General features: G+C 61.5%; 15 protein-coding genes and 1 pseudogene. 8 read left to right on the forward strand and 8 right to left on the reverse strand.

From position 1 onward, the window contains the following. Window positions 1-3 precede the first annotated feature (3 nt). Both NKH12_RS06675 and cueR read right to left on the reverse strand, forming a co-directional pair. Window positions 4-552 (reverse strand): cytochrome c, encoded by a 549-nt coding sequence (locus tag NKH12_RS06675; protein ID WP_352952412.1) that lies wholly within the window; start codon window positions 550-552, stop codon window positions 4-6. Beyond that, window positions 549-947, reverse strand: a complete 399-nt coding sequence (cueR, locus tag NKH12_RS06680) for a Cu(I)-responsive transcriptional regulator (protein WP_352952413.1) — start codon at window positions 945-947, stop codon at window positions 549-551. The genes NKH12_RS06675 and cueR overlap by 4 nt, the downstream gene beginning before the upstream one ends. An 854-nt stretch (window positions 948-1,801) precedes the next feature. Between cueR and NKH12_RS06685 the strand changes: the two genes are divergently transcribed. Genes NKH12_RS06685 through NKH12_RS06695 form a run of 3 tightly spaced genes read left to right on the forward strand, consistent with a single transcriptional unit; the run spans window position 1,802 to window position 4,790 of the window. After that, a complete protein-coding gene (locus tag NKH12_RS06685; RefSeq protein ID WP_352952414.1) occupies window positions 1,802-2,869 on the forward strand; it encodes a type III polyketide synthase in 1,068 nt (355 codons plus the stop codon). Next, window positions 2,866-3,579: a methyltransferase domain-containing protein gene (locus NKH12_RS06690; protein WP_352952415.1), complete on the forward strand. Its 714-nt coding sequence runs from the start codon at window positions 2,866-2,868 to the stop codon at window positions 3,577-3,579. Before NKH12_RS06685 ends, NKH12_RS06690 begins: the two co-directional genes overlap by 4 nt. Further along, on the forward strand, window positions 3,576-4,790 hold the full coding sequence (locus tag NKH12_RS06695) for an NAD(P)/FAD-dependent oxidoreductase (protein ID WP_352952416.1): 1,215 nt from the start codon (window positions 3,576-3,578) through the stop codon (window positions 4,788-4,790). The genes NKH12_RS06690 and NKH12_RS06695 overlap by 4 nt, the downstream gene beginning before the upstream one ends. 67 nt (window positions 4,791-4,857) lie before the next feature. Here NKH12_RS06695 and NKH12_RS06700 read toward each other — a convergent pair whose 3' ends face one another. After that, window positions 4,858-5,154, reverse strand: a complete 297-nt coding sequence (locus NKH12_RS06700; protein WP_352952417.1) for a hypothetical protein — start codon at window positions 5,152-5,154, stop codon at window positions 4,858-4,860. A 342-nt stretch (window positions 5,155-5,496) separates the two neighbouring features. Then, window positions 5,497-5,760 carry a hypothetical protein gene (locus tag NKH12_RS06705; protein ID WP_352952418.1) on the reverse strand — a complete coding sequence of 88 codons (264 nt, stop codon included), beginning with the start codon at window positions 5,758-5,760 and terminating at the stop codon, window positions 5,497-5,499. A gap of 243 nt (window positions 5,761-6,003) precedes the next feature. Here NKH12_RS06705 and NKH12_RS06710 point away from each other — a divergent pair, with 243 nt between their 5' ends. After that, on the forward strand, window positions 6,004-7,443 hold the full coding sequence (locus tag NKH12_RS06710; RefSeq protein WP_352952419.1) for an FAD-binding oxidoreductase: 1,440 nt from the start codon (window positions 6,004-6,006) through the stop codon (window positions 7,441-7,443). Between the two features lie 177 nt (window positions 7,444-7,620). On the opposite strand, the gene NKH12_RS06715 is transcribed toward NKH12_RS06710, so the two are convergent. Next, a complete protein-coding gene (locus NKH12_RS06715; RefSeq protein WP_352952420.1) occupies window positions 7,621-8,046 on the reverse strand; it encodes a hypothetical protein in 426 nt (141 codons plus the stop codon). Between the two features lie 504 nt (window positions 8,047-8,550). On the opposite strand from NKH12_RS06715, the gene NKH12_RS06720 reads away from it, so the two are divergent. The 3 genes from NKH12_RS06720 to NKH12_RS06730 all read left to right on the forward strand — a co-directional run bounded on the left by NKH12_RS06720 (window position 8,551) and on the right by NKH12_RS06730 (window position 12,375). Then, a complete protein-coding gene (locus NKH12_RS06720; protein WP_352952421.1) occupies window positions 8,551-10,068 on the forward strand; it encodes a tlde1 domain-containing protein in 1,518 nt (505 codons plus the stop codon). Window positions 10,069-10,452: 384 nt separating this feature from the next. After that, window positions 10,453-11,238: a ThuA domain-containing protein gene (locus NKH12_RS06725; RefSeq protein ID WP_352952422.1), complete on the forward strand. Its 786-nt coding sequence runs from the start codon at window positions 10,453-10,455 to the stop codon at window positions 11,236-11,238. Window positions 11,239-11,316: 78 nt separating this feature from the next. Further along, window positions 11,317-12,375 carry a Gfo/Idh/MocA family protein gene (locus NKH12_RS06730; protein WP_352952423.1) on the forward strand — a complete coding sequence of 353 codons (1,059 nt, stop codon included), beginning with the start codon at window positions 11,317-11,319 and terminating at the stop codon, window positions 12,373-12,375. 194 nt (window positions 12,376-12,569) lie between these two features. Here NKH12_RS06730 and NKH12_RS06735 read toward each other — a convergent pair whose 3' ends face one another. Beyond that, window positions 12,570-13,436 (reverse strand): alpha/beta fold hydrolase, encoded by an 867-nt coding sequence (locus NKH12_RS06735; RefSeq protein WP_352952424.1) that lies wholly within the window; start codon window positions 13,434-13,436, stop codon window positions 12,570-12,572. Next, window positions 13,433-14,035, reverse strand: coding sequence for a TetR/AcrR family transcriptional regulator (locus NKH12_RS06740; RefSeq protein WP_352952425.1), 603 nt, complete (start codon window positions 14,033-14,035; stop codon window positions 13,433-13,435). Before NKH12_RS06740 ends, NKH12_RS06735 begins: the two co-directional genes overlap by 4 nt. A 130-nt stretch (window positions 14,036-14,165) precedes the next feature. Here NKH12_RS06740 and NKH12_RS06745 point away from each other — a divergent pair, with 130 nt between their 5' ends. Then, window positions 14,166-15,167 (forward strand): NADP-dependent oxidoreductase, encoded by a 1,002-nt coding sequence (locus NKH12_RS06745; protein WP_352952426.1) that lies wholly within the window; start codon window positions 14,166-14,168, stop codon window positions 15,165-15,167. A gap of 161 nt (window positions 15,168-15,328) precedes the next feature. Here the strand turns inward: NKH12_RS06745 and NKH12_RS06750 are convergent. Continuing rightward, window positions 15,329-15,421: pseudogene (locus NKH12_RS06750) on the reverse strand (polar amino acid ABC transporter ATP-binding protein); the annotation flags it as partial. Between the last annotated feature and the right edge of the window lie 41 nt (window positions 15,422-15,462).

A 15,462-nucleotide genomic window follows, 5' to 3' on the forward strand; every position in this document is an offset into this window, starting at 1 on the left:
CCTTCAAAGGACCTTCTGCCGAAACTTCGAATGACAGCTTGAGCAATCCTGCAGGATAAGATGCAGGAGGTGCTCGGCGGGAGCCTTGGCAGGATCGGCTTCCGCCGCTGCCTGCCGCTTGCCAAGCAGGCTGCCGCCGCCCATCGCCGGGCCGGAACCCATCCTCATATCGTCGGTGATGCTGGCGGGCGCCCGCTCGGCCTTGGCTGCCAGCGTGCTGGCCAGCGTCCCGATGTGACGGGCCAGCGCCTCGAATTCCGAACGGGCTTGATCAATCTCCAACTTGGCGCCCGAAGGTGCGCCCAATGTCGTGCTGGGAAATTCCGCAATGAGGGCAGGGCCGGTGCGGGCGCGAATGGTTCCGGCCGCCGCCTTGAAAACCGCGGCGTCATAGGCCAGCTTGCCCTCGAACATCCCCGCGATCGTCTTCGCGGCGGCGGCCATCTCCTTCATCGAGGCCTGGCGCGTCGCGACGATTGGGTCAGGTCCGGCCGCGGCCACCACAGCGGAGGCGCAGGCAAGCTTCAGCATCACCACGGCAGTCCATTTCACTGAACCATGCCCTCTCCCGCCAATTCGTCGATGATCGGGCAGTCCGGCCTCTCATCGCCGTGGCAGTGCTCGACCAGATGATGAAGCAGGCCGCGCAATCCCACGAGTTCGGCGATCTTCCTGTCGATCTCCACCAGCTTGGCTTCTGCGATAGATTTGACGTCGGCGCTCTCGCGGTCCTTGTCTTGATAAAGCGACAGCAATTGACGGCACTCGTCGACCGAAAAACCCAGGCTGCGCGAGCGCTGCAGAAACCGGAGGCGATGGATGTCTGCCGTCGAATAGTCACGATAACCATTGTCTGTCCGGGCCGGGCGCAAAAGCCCGATGTCCTCGTAGTAGCGTATCGTCTTGGACGGCAGGCCGGATTTCTCGGATGCGAGGCCAATGTTCATGATGAAAATCTCCGTTTGCGTGGAAATAGACCTTCCAGCTGCTGGAAGGTCAACCGCCCGAGGGTGATTTTCATGCGCCGCAACCCCGCGACGCAAAGTCGAGCGGGGATGCGGACGTCACCCGCTCAAGCCAGGAGACGCGGCGTCAAATGAGAGCGCCGGGTTTTGGAGGGTATGGATCGGGCAGGGAACTTCGCCCGTGAAGGAGCGGGGTCGTTCGCGCGGGTAGCTGCTGCGCCTGCAGACCCCAGAGCCGACCCCAAATAACGGGCTATTCACGCGTCGGCTTCGCTAAAAGCGACTATTAACGAAGACCAAGGAAACTGAGTATCGCTATTACGATAACGATGGCCCCGACCAGCCAGATGATGTTGTTCATGACAGCTCTCCTTTGCGATAATTATGGCGAACGCCCTCACGGCGTTCTCGTTCCAAAACTGGGCCTCAAGCCGCCAAATTATTCTTTGGACCGGAAGCCCGCGCCTCTGCAGGAGCGCGGGCCGACTGGGGTACTGGCCCCGGTCCAGCAGCCAATGTCCGGGAGATATTCGGCTGTCATCCTACAACTCTTAGTATGTGCTAATGTTCCATCGACCAGCAAAAAGACCGTGCCCGGTGGGGGCCGGAAGCGCGGGCTCTGCGGTGGACGCCTCGGTGATGGATCCTATGTTCCTAGTATCGGCGAACTGCAGCATCGGCTGGCAACAGCACAAGCTAAACCTCGGGATGAAATCAGTTTTCTGAAACGTTTGTAGACAACACTCAAAACCTGATGTCCACATCTGGTGCTGATGACCAAACAACCTCCGGCGGTGGCCCCAAATTATACCGTGCACAACGCCGAGGAGACAAATATGCCGACCAAAGCGTATATCAACCGGATCGCGACAGCGGTGCCGGAGCACGAGGTTCATCAATTCTATCTGCGTTTCGCGGCCTCCATGCTTGCGGCCGATCGCCGAAGAATTTTCAAACGTATGGCTGACCTTGCCGGCATCGAGCACCGCTATTCCTGCTTTGCTCCTGCCGGCGACCCCGAGGGACCATCAGCAGATCTGGCCGGGAGGTTCATCCGGGGCGCCTTTCCTGGAACGGCCGAGAGAATGGCAATGTTCTGTCATGCCGCACCTGTTCTGGCGCAAAAAGGCGTCGACGGATTGGAGCTCGGTGGCGGTGCTTCCCGCATCACCCACCTCATCGTCACCACCTGCACCGGTTTTACAGCGCCGGGGATCGACCTGGAGCTGGTTGCGCGATGCGGCCTGCCGGAAAGGGTCGAACGCACGATGATCGGGTTCATGGGGTGCTACGCGGCGATCAACGGCCTCAAGCTTGCCCGCCACATCATCCGCTCGGACCCGCAGGCCAGGGTCCTGTTGGTCAATATTGAACTTTGCACGATGCATCTGCGCGAAACCAGCGACTTGGAAAAGCTGCTGTCGTTCTGTCTCTGGGGCGATGGCTGTGCGGCTGCGCTCGTCACCGCCGAACCGCACGGCATCGAGCTCGAAAGCTTTTACTGTATCGTGGCGAACGAGCGGCGGGATCTGATGAGCTGGAGCATTCGCGACCACGGTTTCGAGATGATTCTTTCCGGCCAGGTCCCGGCAGCAATCCATGAAGCGTTGCGGAGCAACCAGGACGCCATCCTCGGCGACCGGCCGACCGAGGCGATCGACCTCTGGGCCGTGCACCCGGGTGGACGTTCGGTCCTCGACGCGGTCGAACGGGCCCTGAAACTTGCACCCACCGCGCTGGAGCCATCGCGCGAGGTGTTGCGCCGATACGGAAACATGTCGTCTGCGACCGTCATGTTCGTGATGAAAGAGATGTTGAAGGCGCCACCAGGCCAGCTCGGCTGCGGCATGTCGTTCGGACCCGGGCTGACGGCCGAAACCATGCTTTTCCGAACGGTGTCATGAGCGGCCTGGAGCACCGGCAGCTTGCGCCGGAAATCCTCGACGGACTTGCAGCCGACGACCCGCGAGCACTTGCGGCGCGCCGCGACCTCCGTCGGATCAACGCGCTGATGTTTCAGGCGAAGATCATGGCGTCGCTGCTCAGGAAATTTGTGCCAAAGCCGCCACGCCGGATTCTGGAGATCGGCGCCGGCGATGGCTCCTTCATGCTGGCGGTAGCGCGGCGCATGGCCGGGCATTGGCCTGGGGTCGAACTGGTAATGCTCGACCGCGTCGACCTCTTCACCGTGCAATTGCGTGGTGAGTTTGACAGGCTGGGGTGGACGGTCGAAGGCGTCACCGCCGATGTCTTCGACTGGGCAAGAAAGACCGAGGGCACGCGGTTCGACGCCATCACCGTCAATCTGTTTCTGCATCATTTCGACGATGCCGAGCTCGCGCGTCTGTTTTCGCTGATGGCGCCGAAGACCCCGCTGCTCGTGGCGACAGAGCCGTTGCGGACGAAACTGGCCTTGGCCGCGACCCGTCTTCTGCCGGCAATCGGCGCCAATGACGTGACACGAAACGACGCGGCTCAAAGCGTGCGTGCCGGCTTTCGCGGCAACGAGCTTTCCGGTCTCTGGCTCGCAGCAAACGGCAAACCGGTCGAGGAACGGCGCGCCGGCCTTTTTTCCCACATTTTCGTCGGCGCCAGCGCCGGTCATGACCTATGACGCGATTATCGACACACGACGCGATCATCATAGGCGCCGGCCCGGCGGGCACATCCGTCGCGCTGACGTTGGCCCGGCGCGGATGGGCCGTGGCTATTGTGGAAAAGAGCGCGTACCCGCGTCGCAAGGTCTGCGGCGAATACGTGTCAGCAAGCAATCTTGCGCTTCTGGACCAGTTGGAGATCGGCGAAGCGTGGCGTGCCGATGCCGGCCCCGAAATCCGCCGTGTCGGATTCTTTTCCGGCGAAACTAGCGTCGATGCGCCAATGCCTCGCGCAAACGATGGGCGCTCTGCAAAAGATGGCTTCGGCCGGGCGCTCGGCCGGGACATTCTCGACGGTCTGCTTCTGCAGGCGGCGCGATCGGCGGGCGTCGAAATCTTTCAGCCTTGCCGCGCCGTCGCCATCGATCGGGATGGCGAGATGCGAATAGTGCGAATTCAAGCCGGAAACGAAACGACGATGTTGCGTGCGCCGGTGATTGTCGCCGCTCACGGCTCCTGGGAACCAGGGCCGCTGCCCAGCCAGCTCGGGAAGACCAACCGCCCGTCGGATCTGCTCGGCTTCAAGGCGCATTTCACCGGGTCGTCCCTGGCGCCTGATTTGATGCCCCTGCTGGTATTCCCCGGCGGTTATGGCGGCATGGTCTTGGCGGATCATGGCCGGCTGTCTATCTCGTGCTGCATTCGGCGCGATATGCTTGCACGGTTGCGCAAACACCCCAAACACCAGAGCCATTTGTCGGCCGCCGATGCGGTCTCCCGTCATTTGATGGAATCGTGCCGGGGTGTCAGGGATGCCCTGGAGTCAGCTCACGCCGACGGTCCGTGGCTTGCCGCAGGTCCGATCCGGCCGGGAATTCGCTCCTGCTACGAACGGGACATCTTCCGCGTCGGCAATGCAGCCGGAGAGTCTCATCCTGTTATCGCCGAGGGCATATCGATGGCGCTTCAGTCAGGCTGGCTGCTGGCCTCGGAACTCGCATGCGCGCCAGGTGGCGGTGCAGGGCGCGAGGCTGCCGGTAGGCGCTATGAGATGGCCTGGAAGAGACTGTTTTCGACACGGGTCTACGCCGCTGCAGCGATTGCCAGAATTGCCCTTCGCCCCGGTAACACCACCTTGATGCCGGCAATTATCCGGAATTTTCCGCAGGCACTGACATTGGGCGCGCAACTAAGCGGCAAGACAAAGCCGGTTCCCGGCTTTGTCTAACAAGTGATGCGGCGCATCATGCGCAAACGAAGGCACCTACAGCGGTGCTCAACAAGCGCTAGCTCCCTCACTTGGGGCAATTCTCCATGTCCGAAGTTGCAGTGCCACTGGCGGAGCCTGTATTCGCATCGGCGCCTGCCGTTTCCTTACACCGGTCACCCATGCCGTCCGCGCCTGTGGTTGTTGAACCGGTTACGTTTGGATCGGCAGGAGTTGCATTATCGGTGCCGGGAGCCATGGTGCCAGTGCCGGTCCCGGTGGCCGCTCCCGGATCGCTGGTGCCGGATCCTGTGCCGCTTGATTGCGCCATCGCCGAAGTGGCAAGGGCGATGCTGAGTACGGTTGCAGAAAGAATTTTCATCATGATGGGTCTCCATTCGAGTTGCATCGCTGATTGCGATGATTATCCAACGAGCGTTTTTTGGAGTTGTTCCGTCAGACAGAAATTGTGATCGATGGGTTGAGCCTTATGCATCGAGCAGCAATGCTGGCGAAGCAGCGAACGAGCGCCTTCTCTTTTCGGTTTCGATGGAGCAAGATCCGCCGGCCATGGGTGGAAGCAAAATCGTCCTACTCCAGCGACTGGAAAGCCGTTCGCACGGCATTCGGACAAAGGCCCCGCGCTTCCTTCCCGCGGGGCCTTTTCTGTCATTTGGAGGAACTTTTCACGGAATTTGGACCGGAACCAGCCGCGCTATGCTGCCGTTCACGGCTCGTCGATATCTTGCTTCGAGGGGTTGCGCGAGATGGCACGTTCCTCTTCGTCGTCCGGCAGCGCCTCGTCACTTTCCTGGTACGGATTGTCGTCGTCTTCTTCGGGCAGTTCAGCCTCGTTCTCGACGTCGCGACGGATGTCGCCGTTTCCCGGCACGCTGTCCGGTAGAATTTCGCCGCCTTTGATCGCGTCCCAATCCTGCTGTTCGATGGTCGGACCTTCGGACGGATCGTCGGGTTTTCTGCGCGGTGCCATCAGAGCTCTCCTATGCATTGGTTGTTCATATCCTTAACTCCGCGGACCGCTGCGTAGTTCCTCGACCGAACCGGCGGAGACGGCCTTACGGCGATCCAGCACCCATCTCGGTTTGGCCTGCCGGCGGGGCTTTTTACCAATACCGCCGGCAGCCCACTAGGAACTTGCATGACCTCTAATATAGGGGCACACTTCGAAACGGGTGGAGGGAAAACGGCTCAAAAAACAATCGGGAGGAAAGCCATGGATAGCATGAGCTTCACCACGCTTGAACGCGGCAAGACAACAGTCGATGCCGCGGCCCTGGACGCGCTTTCGGCGCAATTGCGCGGCACTGTGTTGAGGGAAGGCGACGCCGCCTATGACGAGGCACGCAGCATCTGGAATGCCATTATCGACCGGCGGCCCGGGCTGATCGTGCGCTGCGCCGGCGCCGCCGACGTTATCGCCGCCGTCAATTTTGCCAGGGAAAACAGGCTGCTCGTCGCGGTTCGCGGCGGCGGCCACAACATCGCCGGCAGCGCCGTCTGCGACGGCGGCCTGGTGATCGATCTGTCGCCGATGAAGTCGGTGCGGGTCGATCCGGCGACGCGGCGGGCATGGGTGGAACCTGGCGCGACGCTCGCGGATGTCGACGCGGAAACACAGGCCTTCGGATTGGCGGTGCCGACCGGCATCAACTCGACCACCGGCATCTCAGGCCTGACGCTGGGCGGCGGCTTCGGCTGGATCACGCGGAAATTCGGCCTGACCATCGACAATCTTCTCTGCGCCGATGTGGTTACCGCCGACGGCAAGCTGCTGCGCGCCAGCCAGACCGAAAATCCGGACCTGTTCTGGGCGCTGCGCGGTGGCGGCGGCAATTTCGGCGTCGTCACGGCTTTCGAGTTCAAGCTCCACCAAGTCGGTCCGCAGGTGCTGTCGGGGCTTGTCGTCCATCCGTTCGCCGATGCCGAAAACGTGTTGCAGGAATACCGAGCGGCGCTCGAAGCAGCGCCCAATGAGCTGACCTGCTGGGTGGTCATGCGGCAGGCGCCGCCGCTGCCGTTCCTGCCGGCCGAATGGCATGGCAAGGAGGTGCTGGTCCTGGCCATGTGCTATTGCGGCGACCTTCAGGAGGGCGAGAAAGCGACGCAAAGGCTTCGCGCCATCGGCACACCGATTGCCGATGTGGTCGGTCCGAGCCCGTTCACCGGCTGGCAGCAGGGATTCGATCCGTTGCTGACGCCTGGCGCCCGAAACTACTGGAAGAGCCATGACTTCACCGAGCTTTCCGACAGCGCGATCGAGGTCGTCACGGCGGCGATACCCAGGCTTCCTGGCCCCGAATGCGAGATATTCATCGGCCATGTCGGCGGTGCCGCGGGCCGCGTGGCAGCGGATGCAACGGCGTTTCCGCAGCGCAGCGCGCATTTCGTCATGAATGTTCACGCCCGCTGGCGCGAACCGGAAATGGACCGCGCCTGCATTGACTGGGCGCGCGGTGTTTACGAGGCGACCAGGCCCTATGCCGCCGGCACGGCCTACGTGAACTTCATGCCGGAGGACGAGGTCGACCGGGTCGAAGCAGTCTATGGCGGCAACTACCGGCGGCTCCTGGAAATCAAACAGCGTTATGACCCGCTGAACCTGTTCCGCATGAACCAGAATTTGCGGCCGGTGGAAAGTCTGCGCGCCGCATAGGGGTGCGCACGCATGACAAAGGCCACGCGTCTGACGGAGGACGCGCGCTCCATTTTCTAGTCACGCGCTAGAGCGGTTCGCTGAGCCGCTCTAGTCCTTTGTTTTTTGCGCAATTCCTAGGGAAAGCGCTAAGCGCTTTTCCCGGGAAAACCGTTGCACACTTTTCCTGGAATTGCTCTAGGCAGGTATCAAGATCGCAATTCGATGCACGCCGACCACGGCACTCGTGTTGGTGGCACCGTCGGTCTTGCCCTTAGCGCAAGTGTACATGTCGCCTTCCCTAAGCTTGAATTCCTTGTCCGCCTTCTTGATCGTGAATTCGCCGGCAGCAATCGTGCAGACCATGTCGTTGTCCATGACCGTTTCAGGAAAGACTGCTCCGGGCTGAAAGACTATGTCGACGATTGAGATGCTCTTGTAAGCGGGAATGTCGGAGTTGCCAGTGCCGACCTCCACCACTCTGATGCCGGGCGCAACCTCCTTGCCTTCAGTCGGGCCGTATTGCTTGGCTGCCCTTGCAGGCGTCGCCAAAGCGAACAATGGCGTTACCGCGGCGGCCGTGACGCCGAGCGCAATTGCAGATCTGCGATTCATGGTTTCCATCGCATCCTCCCTTTTGTTGGTCGCGCACAAATGTGCATGACAAATTATATTAGCACAGACGAATTACCTGTATGCAAAGGCGGAGCCGGCGACGCAGCCTGCGCGCAGACGATCATGGTGATGCGACGCTTTTGATCCCGAAACAGCCCTTCAGCTGACGCCCGCCCAGGCAAGGTCTAGTCCTTTCGCGTTGTTGACTCGGCCTGCAAAAACGGGCAGCAAAGCCTGGCATGGAGGGAATTTCCACCATTTTCATAGTTTTTGGAGGGAGCTTTTTTGGTATCGACCTTCGCCTAATTGGCGATCGGTAGAGGGATTGGTTAACCAAGTTTGTCCATCTTTTGATTCAATCGGCAACAGACGTGAAGCGTGCCGGGGAGCACCAGGCATCTGTGATTGTGACGGCTGCGAGCCCGCATGCCGCAAGGCCGATTGAGGTTTGGTTGTATGGCGTTGATGCGTTTGAATAACCGGGGTGACAATCCTGATAGTGGATTGCCCTCGATGAGGCCCGGCCGGCGCTGGGCCGCGATTCCCGTTGTTGGCGTTGTGATCGCTCTGTGGTCGGTGGCGACCGTGGCCGGCCTCCATTCGGTGGGAACGTCGCTCACCACTGCCTCCAACAGTCTTCCGCAAAGCCTGCTTGCGCCGCGCTCCATGGCGCTCGCCGATCCCCGACACACCGTTGCCAATTCATGGGCCAATTCGTGGGCCAGTTCACCGGCGCCGTCGCTGGCGGCCAGCCGGCAGCGTCAGGCGGCGCTGCTCAGCCGATGCGATGCCGGCTGCGCGCAGGCCGCTGCGAGCTTCGTGCATGAAGGCAAGATGGCGCGTCTCAAGCCGTTAGCGAAGCCGAATACCGTGCCGGTTGTCGCAGAAATCTCGCCGCAAGCGCGCTTCGACAGCGTGGTGGCGAAAGCCGCGCTGTCGCCGCAAAAGCTTGCTGCTGCCTTTGCCCGAGCCTCCGGCGCGGGCGCCCCTTTTGCTGTCGCCAGTGTGCCAACAGGCGCGCGCTTTGCGGAGCCGGTGCGCCTGCCCGATCAGCATGGTCCCGCGGCCGCGCGCTTCGGGCCCGAGATTGCCGAATCCGAACGATCCTCCCGTCTGGCGCTGGCGCTTGCGAATGCATTGCCGGAAGAGATGATCGACGTGCTTCCGCCAGCTGTTGCGGCGAGCGAGCCTGCTTCTTCACAGGAGCCGCAGGGGGCTGAGGTTCAGGGGGCGTCGCTGCCGCCGCAAGACGATATGCCCGATAGCATTCCGCTGCCGACCTTCCGCTCGCGGGCGGAAATCGATCAGTCAGAGGCGCCCGAGGTCGAGGCACCCACGGCCAAAACGCCCAAGGTCCAGGCATCGAAGCCCGCCAAGGCCCAGTCTCAGCCGCCCAAATCCACCAAGGCGCCGATCGCGGACGCTCCGCAGGTCGAGATGCCCCGGGCGCCGGCCTTGTCGCCGAGAAGTTCGTCACCGGCGGCGATGCCAAGCCTGCAAGCCAAGCAGGGCAGCCCGGGCATGCAAGGCAGCCCGGGCGTGCAAGGCAGCCGGGGCAAGCCGGCCAAGCGGTCGAAGGCCGCAGACATGCTGGCCTATGCCAAACCCGACAGCCCGGCGGGCGGCGGGGCCTTCCGCAACCTGTTCACCAAGCCAGGCAGCGGCGTCGCCGTCTACGACATCTCGTCGAAAACCGTCTATATGCCGGACGGCTCGCGGCTCGAGGCGCATTCGGGACTGGGCTCGATGGCCGACCAGCCGCGCTACGCCAACCGGAAGAATGCCGGCCCGACGCCGCCCCACACCTACGATCTGAGGCTGCGTGAATCGCGCTTCCATGGCGTCGAGGCGCTGCGTCTCACTCCTATCGACGGCAAGAACAAATTTGGCCGCGACGGCTTTCTTGCGCACACCTACCTGCTGCGCGGCCGCCGCGGGGAATCGAGCGGCTGCGTCGTTTTCAAGGACTATGCCCGCTTCCTCGCCGCCTTCAAGAAGGGCAAGATCAAGCGTCTCGTCGTGCGCGGCTGACCAAAGCGCTGATGCAGGTCGCGTCGGAGGGACGCGGCGCCTGACCATCTGCGGCGGCGTAGAAGGAAGCGTTCTGCAGCGATCCTTCGCGCACCCCTCTGTCCTGCCGGACATCGCCGCCACAAGTGGGGCAGCTTCCGCGCTCCACTCACTCCTGCAGCGTTGGCGATTTGCGAAAGCCGGCGTGACATCCAATCTCTCCCCAAGTGGGGAGATGCCAAGTGGTGGCACAGAGGGCAGGACAGAGGGGGAGCTGTCCCGCCGGCGTCGCCGAATTTCCCGACAGATTGTCAGCAGCCGGCCTCGAAATCGTTTTCAATCCTGCCTAGGGATACTATGACTGACCGGACCGGGGCGGCGGCTTCAACCAATCAAGAGGATGTCATGACTATACGCGCTGTCGTTTGGGGCGAGAATATCCACGAGCGGACCAATGAGGTGGTCGCGGGGATCTACCCCGAGGGCATGCACGCGACGATCGCCGACGCCCTGAAGCTCGATCCCGAAATTTCCGTGTCGTGGGCGACGCTCGAGCAGCCGAACCATGGCCTGCCGGCCGACCGTCTGGCGCGAACCGATGTGCTCGTGTGGTGGGGGCACAAGGACCATGGCGCCGTCGCGGACGAAGTCGTCGAGCGCGTGGCGCGCCGGGTCTGGGAAGGTATGGGGCTGATCGTCCTTCACTCCGGCCATTTCTCGAAGATATTCAAGACGCTGATGGGTACGCCCTGCACGCTGAAATGGCGCGAGGCCGGCGAGCGCGAGCGGCTCTGGGTGACGAGCCCCAACCACCCGATCGCTGCCGGGATCGGCGAGTATTTCGAGCTCGAGAACGAGGAGATGTATGGCGAGCAGTTCGCCGTGCCGGAGCCGCTGGAAACGATTTTCATCTCCTGGTTTCAGGGCGGCGAAGTGTTCCGGTCGGGGCTGACCTGGCGCCGCGGCGCCGGCAATATCTTCTATTTCAGGCCTGGCCACGAAACCTATCCGACCTATCACGACGCTACCGTCCAGAAGGTGCTGCGCAATGCGGTGAAATGGGCGCACAACCCGCAGGGCTCAAATCCAGCCATCCTCGACGCGCCGAACGTGCCGGTGGAAAAGGCGCTCGAGCCAATCGTCGAGCGCGGCGGAAAACTCCACGCCAAGGGCGAAGCCGGTTTTCGCTAGAACCATGGTCCCGAACCTTCGGTTCGGAAAATCCATCGTCAAACAAGAAGATAGAGCCCTGTTCTAAGGATAAGAATCATGCGTCTCCTGATACTCGGCACCGGCTGGATGGCGGAAGAGCACGCCAGGCAATTCAGCAAGATCGAGGGCGTCGAACTGATCGGCGCCGTCGATCTCGACCGCGCGCGTGTCGACAAGTTTTCGGACATCTACGGTATTCCCAATCGGTTCGCGTCGCTGGAAGACGCGCTCGCATGGGACAAGTTCGACGCGGTGGCGAACGTAACGCCGGATCGCATCCACCATCCGACCACCATGAGGCTGATCGCGGCGGGCAAGCCGGTGCTATGCGAAAAACCGCTGGCCGAAAATTACCAGAGGGCCAATGAAATGGCCGATGCCGCCGAGCAAGCCGGCATCATCAACATGGTCAACCTGACCTATCGCAACGTCGCCCCGCTGCAGAAGGCGCGCACCATGGTGCTAGCCGGCGAAATCGGCCAGATCAGGCATATCGAGGCGTCCTATCTGCAGAGCTGGCTGGTGTCCAAATTCTGGGGCGACTGGCGCACCGATCCGAAATGGCTGTGGCGGCTGTCACGCGGCCATGGCTCCAATGGCGTGCTGGGCGATGTCGGCATCCATATCCTCGATTTCGCCAGCTATGGCGCGGCGCTCGACATCGACCATGTGTTCTGCCGCCTCAAGTCCTTCGACAAGGCGCCCGGCAACCGGATTGGCGAGTACGAGCTCGACGCCAACGATAGTTTCACCATGGCGCTGGATTTCAGCAACGGCGCCTTCGGCGTCGTCCATGCCAGCCGCTGGGCAACCGGCCATCTCAACGAATTGCGGCTGCGCATCTATGGCGACAAGGGTGGCATCGAAGTCGTGCACAATCTGAACGGCTCGGAGCTGAAAGTTTGCATGGGCGAGAACATCGAGAACGCCAAATGGCAGGTTCTCGATGCCGGAACGGTGCCGACCAACTACCAACGCTTTGTCGATGCGGTGCGCAGCGGCGTGCAGGCCGAACCGTCATTCCGCCATGCCGCCGAACTGCAGAAGGTGCTGGACCTTGCCGTCGTCTCCGACGAGAAGAGGGCAGAGCTGAGGGCCCATGCGGATACTCATTGATGTCGTTCGCTGAAAGGAGCCAGCCATGGTCACGCGCCGTGCCCATGTTCTGCGATCAGCTATCGATTGGATCGGACCAGGCGGCCGCCGCTAGAGCGACGTGCGTCCACCTTGACGCACAAAGTTCGCTCTAGCACTTTTGAAACTGCGCATCGTGCTTTCCGAAAATCGATTCCGATTTTCGGGCCGATGCGCTAGGCCTGGAGGAAGTCCAGGGCCTTTTCCACGAAGGCGTCGTGATACTGGAAAATGGCCGTATGCCCGCCGTCCTCGTACAGGACCAGCTCGGCATTGGGAAAGCGCCGTGCCATGTCGACGGAATTGCTGGTGGGCACCATTCTGTCGTGATCGCCATTCACCACGAGGACCGGGTGCCGGATACGCGATAGGTCGGCAGGGCGCTCCCGGCCAAAGGCACGGACAGCCTTGAGCTGCTGGTTGAAGGCGCCGAGCGCGATGGGCTTGTCGCGGTCATTGGTCCGTTCCTTCAATCGCTGCAGAAACTCGCGCGCCGCCTTCTTGCCGTTGGGGCTTTGGGTGAAGAAGAGGTAGTTCTTTGGGTCCTTGATAGTCAGCGCGGCGCGGATCATGTCGAAGATGGTGACGAACGTCACCCTGTCGATGCCGGCACCTCCGGCTGGGCCGGTTCCCGCGAGGATGATCTTGCGAACCAGATTAGGTTCCAGTTGAACAATCGCCTGGGCGATGAAGCCGCCAAGAGATAGGCCGAGCAGATCGACCTGTTCGAAACCGAGGGCGCGGATGAAGGCGATCGCGTCGCGGGCCATCGCCTCCACCGTGTTGGGAGTGGAGCCGCCAGATGCACCAACACCACGGTTGTCGAAGGTAATAACTCGCCGTTTTGCGGCAATACCATCGACGACCCGGGGATCCCAATTGTCGAGAACCGCACTCAGATGGGTAAGAAAGATCACCGGTACCCCGGTTGTGGGTCCGAGCTCCCGGTAGGCGAATTTCGTACCGCCGACGTCGACCGTTTTCGTCGGCACGTCCCTGTGTTTGATGATCGCGGCAGGCCGCGATAGCTGATGCACGTTCATGATGGTTTCCTTTCTTGTGGCTTGTCGTTCTCGCGGGGCTGGAGCAGCGCCTTCGCCGCCACCGAGCCAGCCTCAAGAATGCGATCGGACAGTTCGGTTCCGTTCACCGCGCGCGACAGCTCAAGCGTGCCGATCAGGGTCGCGAAGACGCCGAACGCGACATCTTCGGGGTCGCGGGCGTCGGGCGTAAGTTCGGCCGCCACCTGGCGCACGAGCTTGAGCAGGTGTTCGGCGTAAACCTGGCGCGTCTCGGCCGGCTCACGCGCAATTTCGGGCAACAGCGCGGCTGAAGCGCAACCTTTGCCTGGATTGTCTCGGTGTTCCGCCGACAGATACGCGTCGACGGCCATTGACGGGCCACCGGCGGCCAATAGTTCCTGAATCTGGGTCGCCTGAACCTCCAGGGCGGCGGCCACACTCTCACGCACCAGCGCTGCCTTGGACGGAAAATGGGGATAGAAAGCTCCATTGGTCAGTCCCGCCTCGCCCATGATGCCGGCCAGACCTGATGCAGCGATGCCGTCGGAACGAAACCGTTCGGTCGCCACATCCATGATCCGCTGCCGCGATGCGTCCTTCCTGCCCTTCTCGTAGCGCATGTTTTTTCTCCTTCGATCATCTATTGCATTACGATCATATTATCATTAAATGAACGTAATGCAATAGGGCAACGCATCGGAGATGGCGCCCCGAGCGCGCTCCGGGTCTCCTCAATTTGGGAAAGCTACAATGAAGGCCTTCATCGTCGATCGATACGCAAAGAACGCTCCCCTGCGGCTTGGAGAGGTTCCGGAGCCGGAAGTAGGGGAGAATGACGTGCTGGTGCAGATCCGTGCCGCCAGCGTCAATCTGCTGGACTCCAAGATCAGGGATGGAGAATTCAAACTCATCCTGCCCTATCGCCGGCCCTTGGTTGCAGGCCATGACGTGGCCGGAACGGTCATTCGCGTCGGCTCGAAAGTCCGACAGTTCAAGCCGGGCGACGAGGTCTATGCGCGACCACGCGACGGGCGGATCGGGGCTTTCGCCGAGTACATCGCCATAAATGATGCGGACGTGGCCCTGAAACCGAAGAACCTCAGTATGGAAGAGGCTGCGTCCATTCCGCTGGTGGGGCTGACCGCCTGGCAGGCGCTGGTTGAGAGGGCGAAGCTGAAGAAAGGACAGAAAATCTTCATTCAGGCTGGTTCCGGCGGGGTGGGGACATTCGCCATTCAATTGGCAAAGCACCTCGGCGCGACGGTCGCCACGACAACAAGCGCGTCCAACACGGATATGGTCAGGAATCTGTGCGCCGATGTCATCATCGACTACAAGAAGGATGACTTCGAGAAAGTCCTTTCGGGCTACGACGTCGTCCTGAACAGCCAGGACAACAAGACGCTCGAAAAATCGCTGCGTGTGTTGAAACCAGGTGGCCTTGCCGTTTCGATCTCCGGTCCGCCCGATGCTGCGTTTGCCAGGGAGAAGGGTCTGAGCGTGGTGCTGAACTTGGTCATGCGCGTTTTGAGCGCCGGCATCAGGCGGCGGGCCAAACGCGCAGATGTCCGATATTCGTTCCTGTTCATGGCGGCCAATGGGGAGCAGTTGACCAAAATCACGTCTCTCATCGAGTCGGGCATTATCCGCCCGATCATAGATCGGGTCTTCCCGTTTGAGCAGACCAATGAGGCCTTGGCCTATATCGAGCAGGGCCGCGCCAAGGGCAAGGTTGTTATCAAGGTCAAATAGCCCTGCAATGCTTCAGGCGACGAGCTTCGCTTCCGGCATCGCCAAATGATGTTCTACCCAAGCGTCCCAATGGGCATAGTTACGGACTTTTCGACACTATCCACCCATCTCGGCCATCGGCAGCCGGCCAACTGACCAGCCAACTGAGTTGAGTTAGAACGCTAATGCCGCAGGATCTTGCTCAGGAAAGCGCGGCTGCGGTCGGTCTTGGGATGCGAGAAGAACTCGTCGGGCGTGCCGCTCTCGAGGTCCGCACTGAGCCTCTGCAGACGTCCGGCTGAAGACGCCGGCCAGG

This window comes from Mesorhizobium sp. M1322 (assembly GCF_040318085.1).
GTDB lineage: Bacteria > Pseudomonadota > Alphaproteobacteria > Rhizobiales > Rhizobiaceae > Mesorhizobium.

Bases quoted from the DNA above. Each gene is read 5' to 3' on its own strand.
- NKH12_RS06700 (WP_352952417.1), bottom strand. From the start codon at position 5,154: ATGATGAAAATTCTTTCTGCAACCGTACTCAGCATCGCCCTTGCCACT.
- cueR (WP_352952413.1), bottom strand. From the start codon at position 947: ATGAACATTGGCCTCGCATCCGAGAAATCCGGCCTGCCGTCCAAGACG.
- NKH12_RS06710 (WP_352952419.1), top strand. From the start codon at position 6,004: ATGGATAGCATGAGCTTCACCACGCTTGAACGCGGCAAGACAACAGTC.
- NKH12_RS06690 (WP_352952415.1), top strand. From the start codon at position 2,866: ATGAGCGGCCTGGAGCACCGGCAGCTTGCGCCGGAAATCCTCGACGGA.
- NKH12_RS06695 (WP_352952416.1), top strand. From the start codon at position 3,576: ATGACGCGATTATCGACACACGACGCGATCATCATAGGCGCCGGCCCG.
- NKH12_RS06685 (WP_352952414.1), top strand. From the start codon at position 1,802: ATGCCGACCAAAGCGTATATCAACCGGATCGCGACAGCGGTGCCGGAG.
- NKH12_RS06705 (WP_352952418.1), bottom strand. From the start codon at position 5,760: ATGGCACCGCGCAGAAAACCCGACGATCCGTCCGAAGGTCCGACCATC.
- NKH12_RS06715 (WP_352952420.1), bottom strand. From the start codon at position 8,046: ATGGAAACCATGAATCGCAGATCTGCAATTGCGCTCGGCGTCACGGCC.
- NKH12_RS06740 (WP_352952425.1), bottom strand. From the start codon at position 14,035: ATGCGCTACGAGAAGGGCAGGAAGGACGCATCGCGGCAGCGGATCATG.
- NKH12_RS06730 (WP_352952423.1), top strand. From the start codon at position 11,317: ATGCGTCTCCTGATACTCGGCACCGGCTGGATGGCGGAAGAGCACGCC.
- NKH12_RS06735 (WP_352952424.1), bottom strand. From the start codon at position 13,436: ATGAACGTGCATCAGCTATCGCGGCCTGCCGCGATCATCAAACACAGG.
- NKH12_RS06745 (WP_352952426.1), top strand. From the start codon at position 14,166: ATGAAGGCCTTCATCGTCGATCGATACGCAAAGAACGCTCCCCTGCGG.
- NKH12_RS06720 (WP_352952421.1), top strand. From the start codon at position 8,551: ATGAGGCCCGGCCGGCGCTGGGCCGCGATTCCCGTTGTTGGCGTTGTG.
- NKH12_RS06725 (WP_352952422.1), top strand. From the start codon at position 10,453: ATGACTATACGCGCTGTCGTTTGGGGCGAGAATATCCACGAGCGGACC.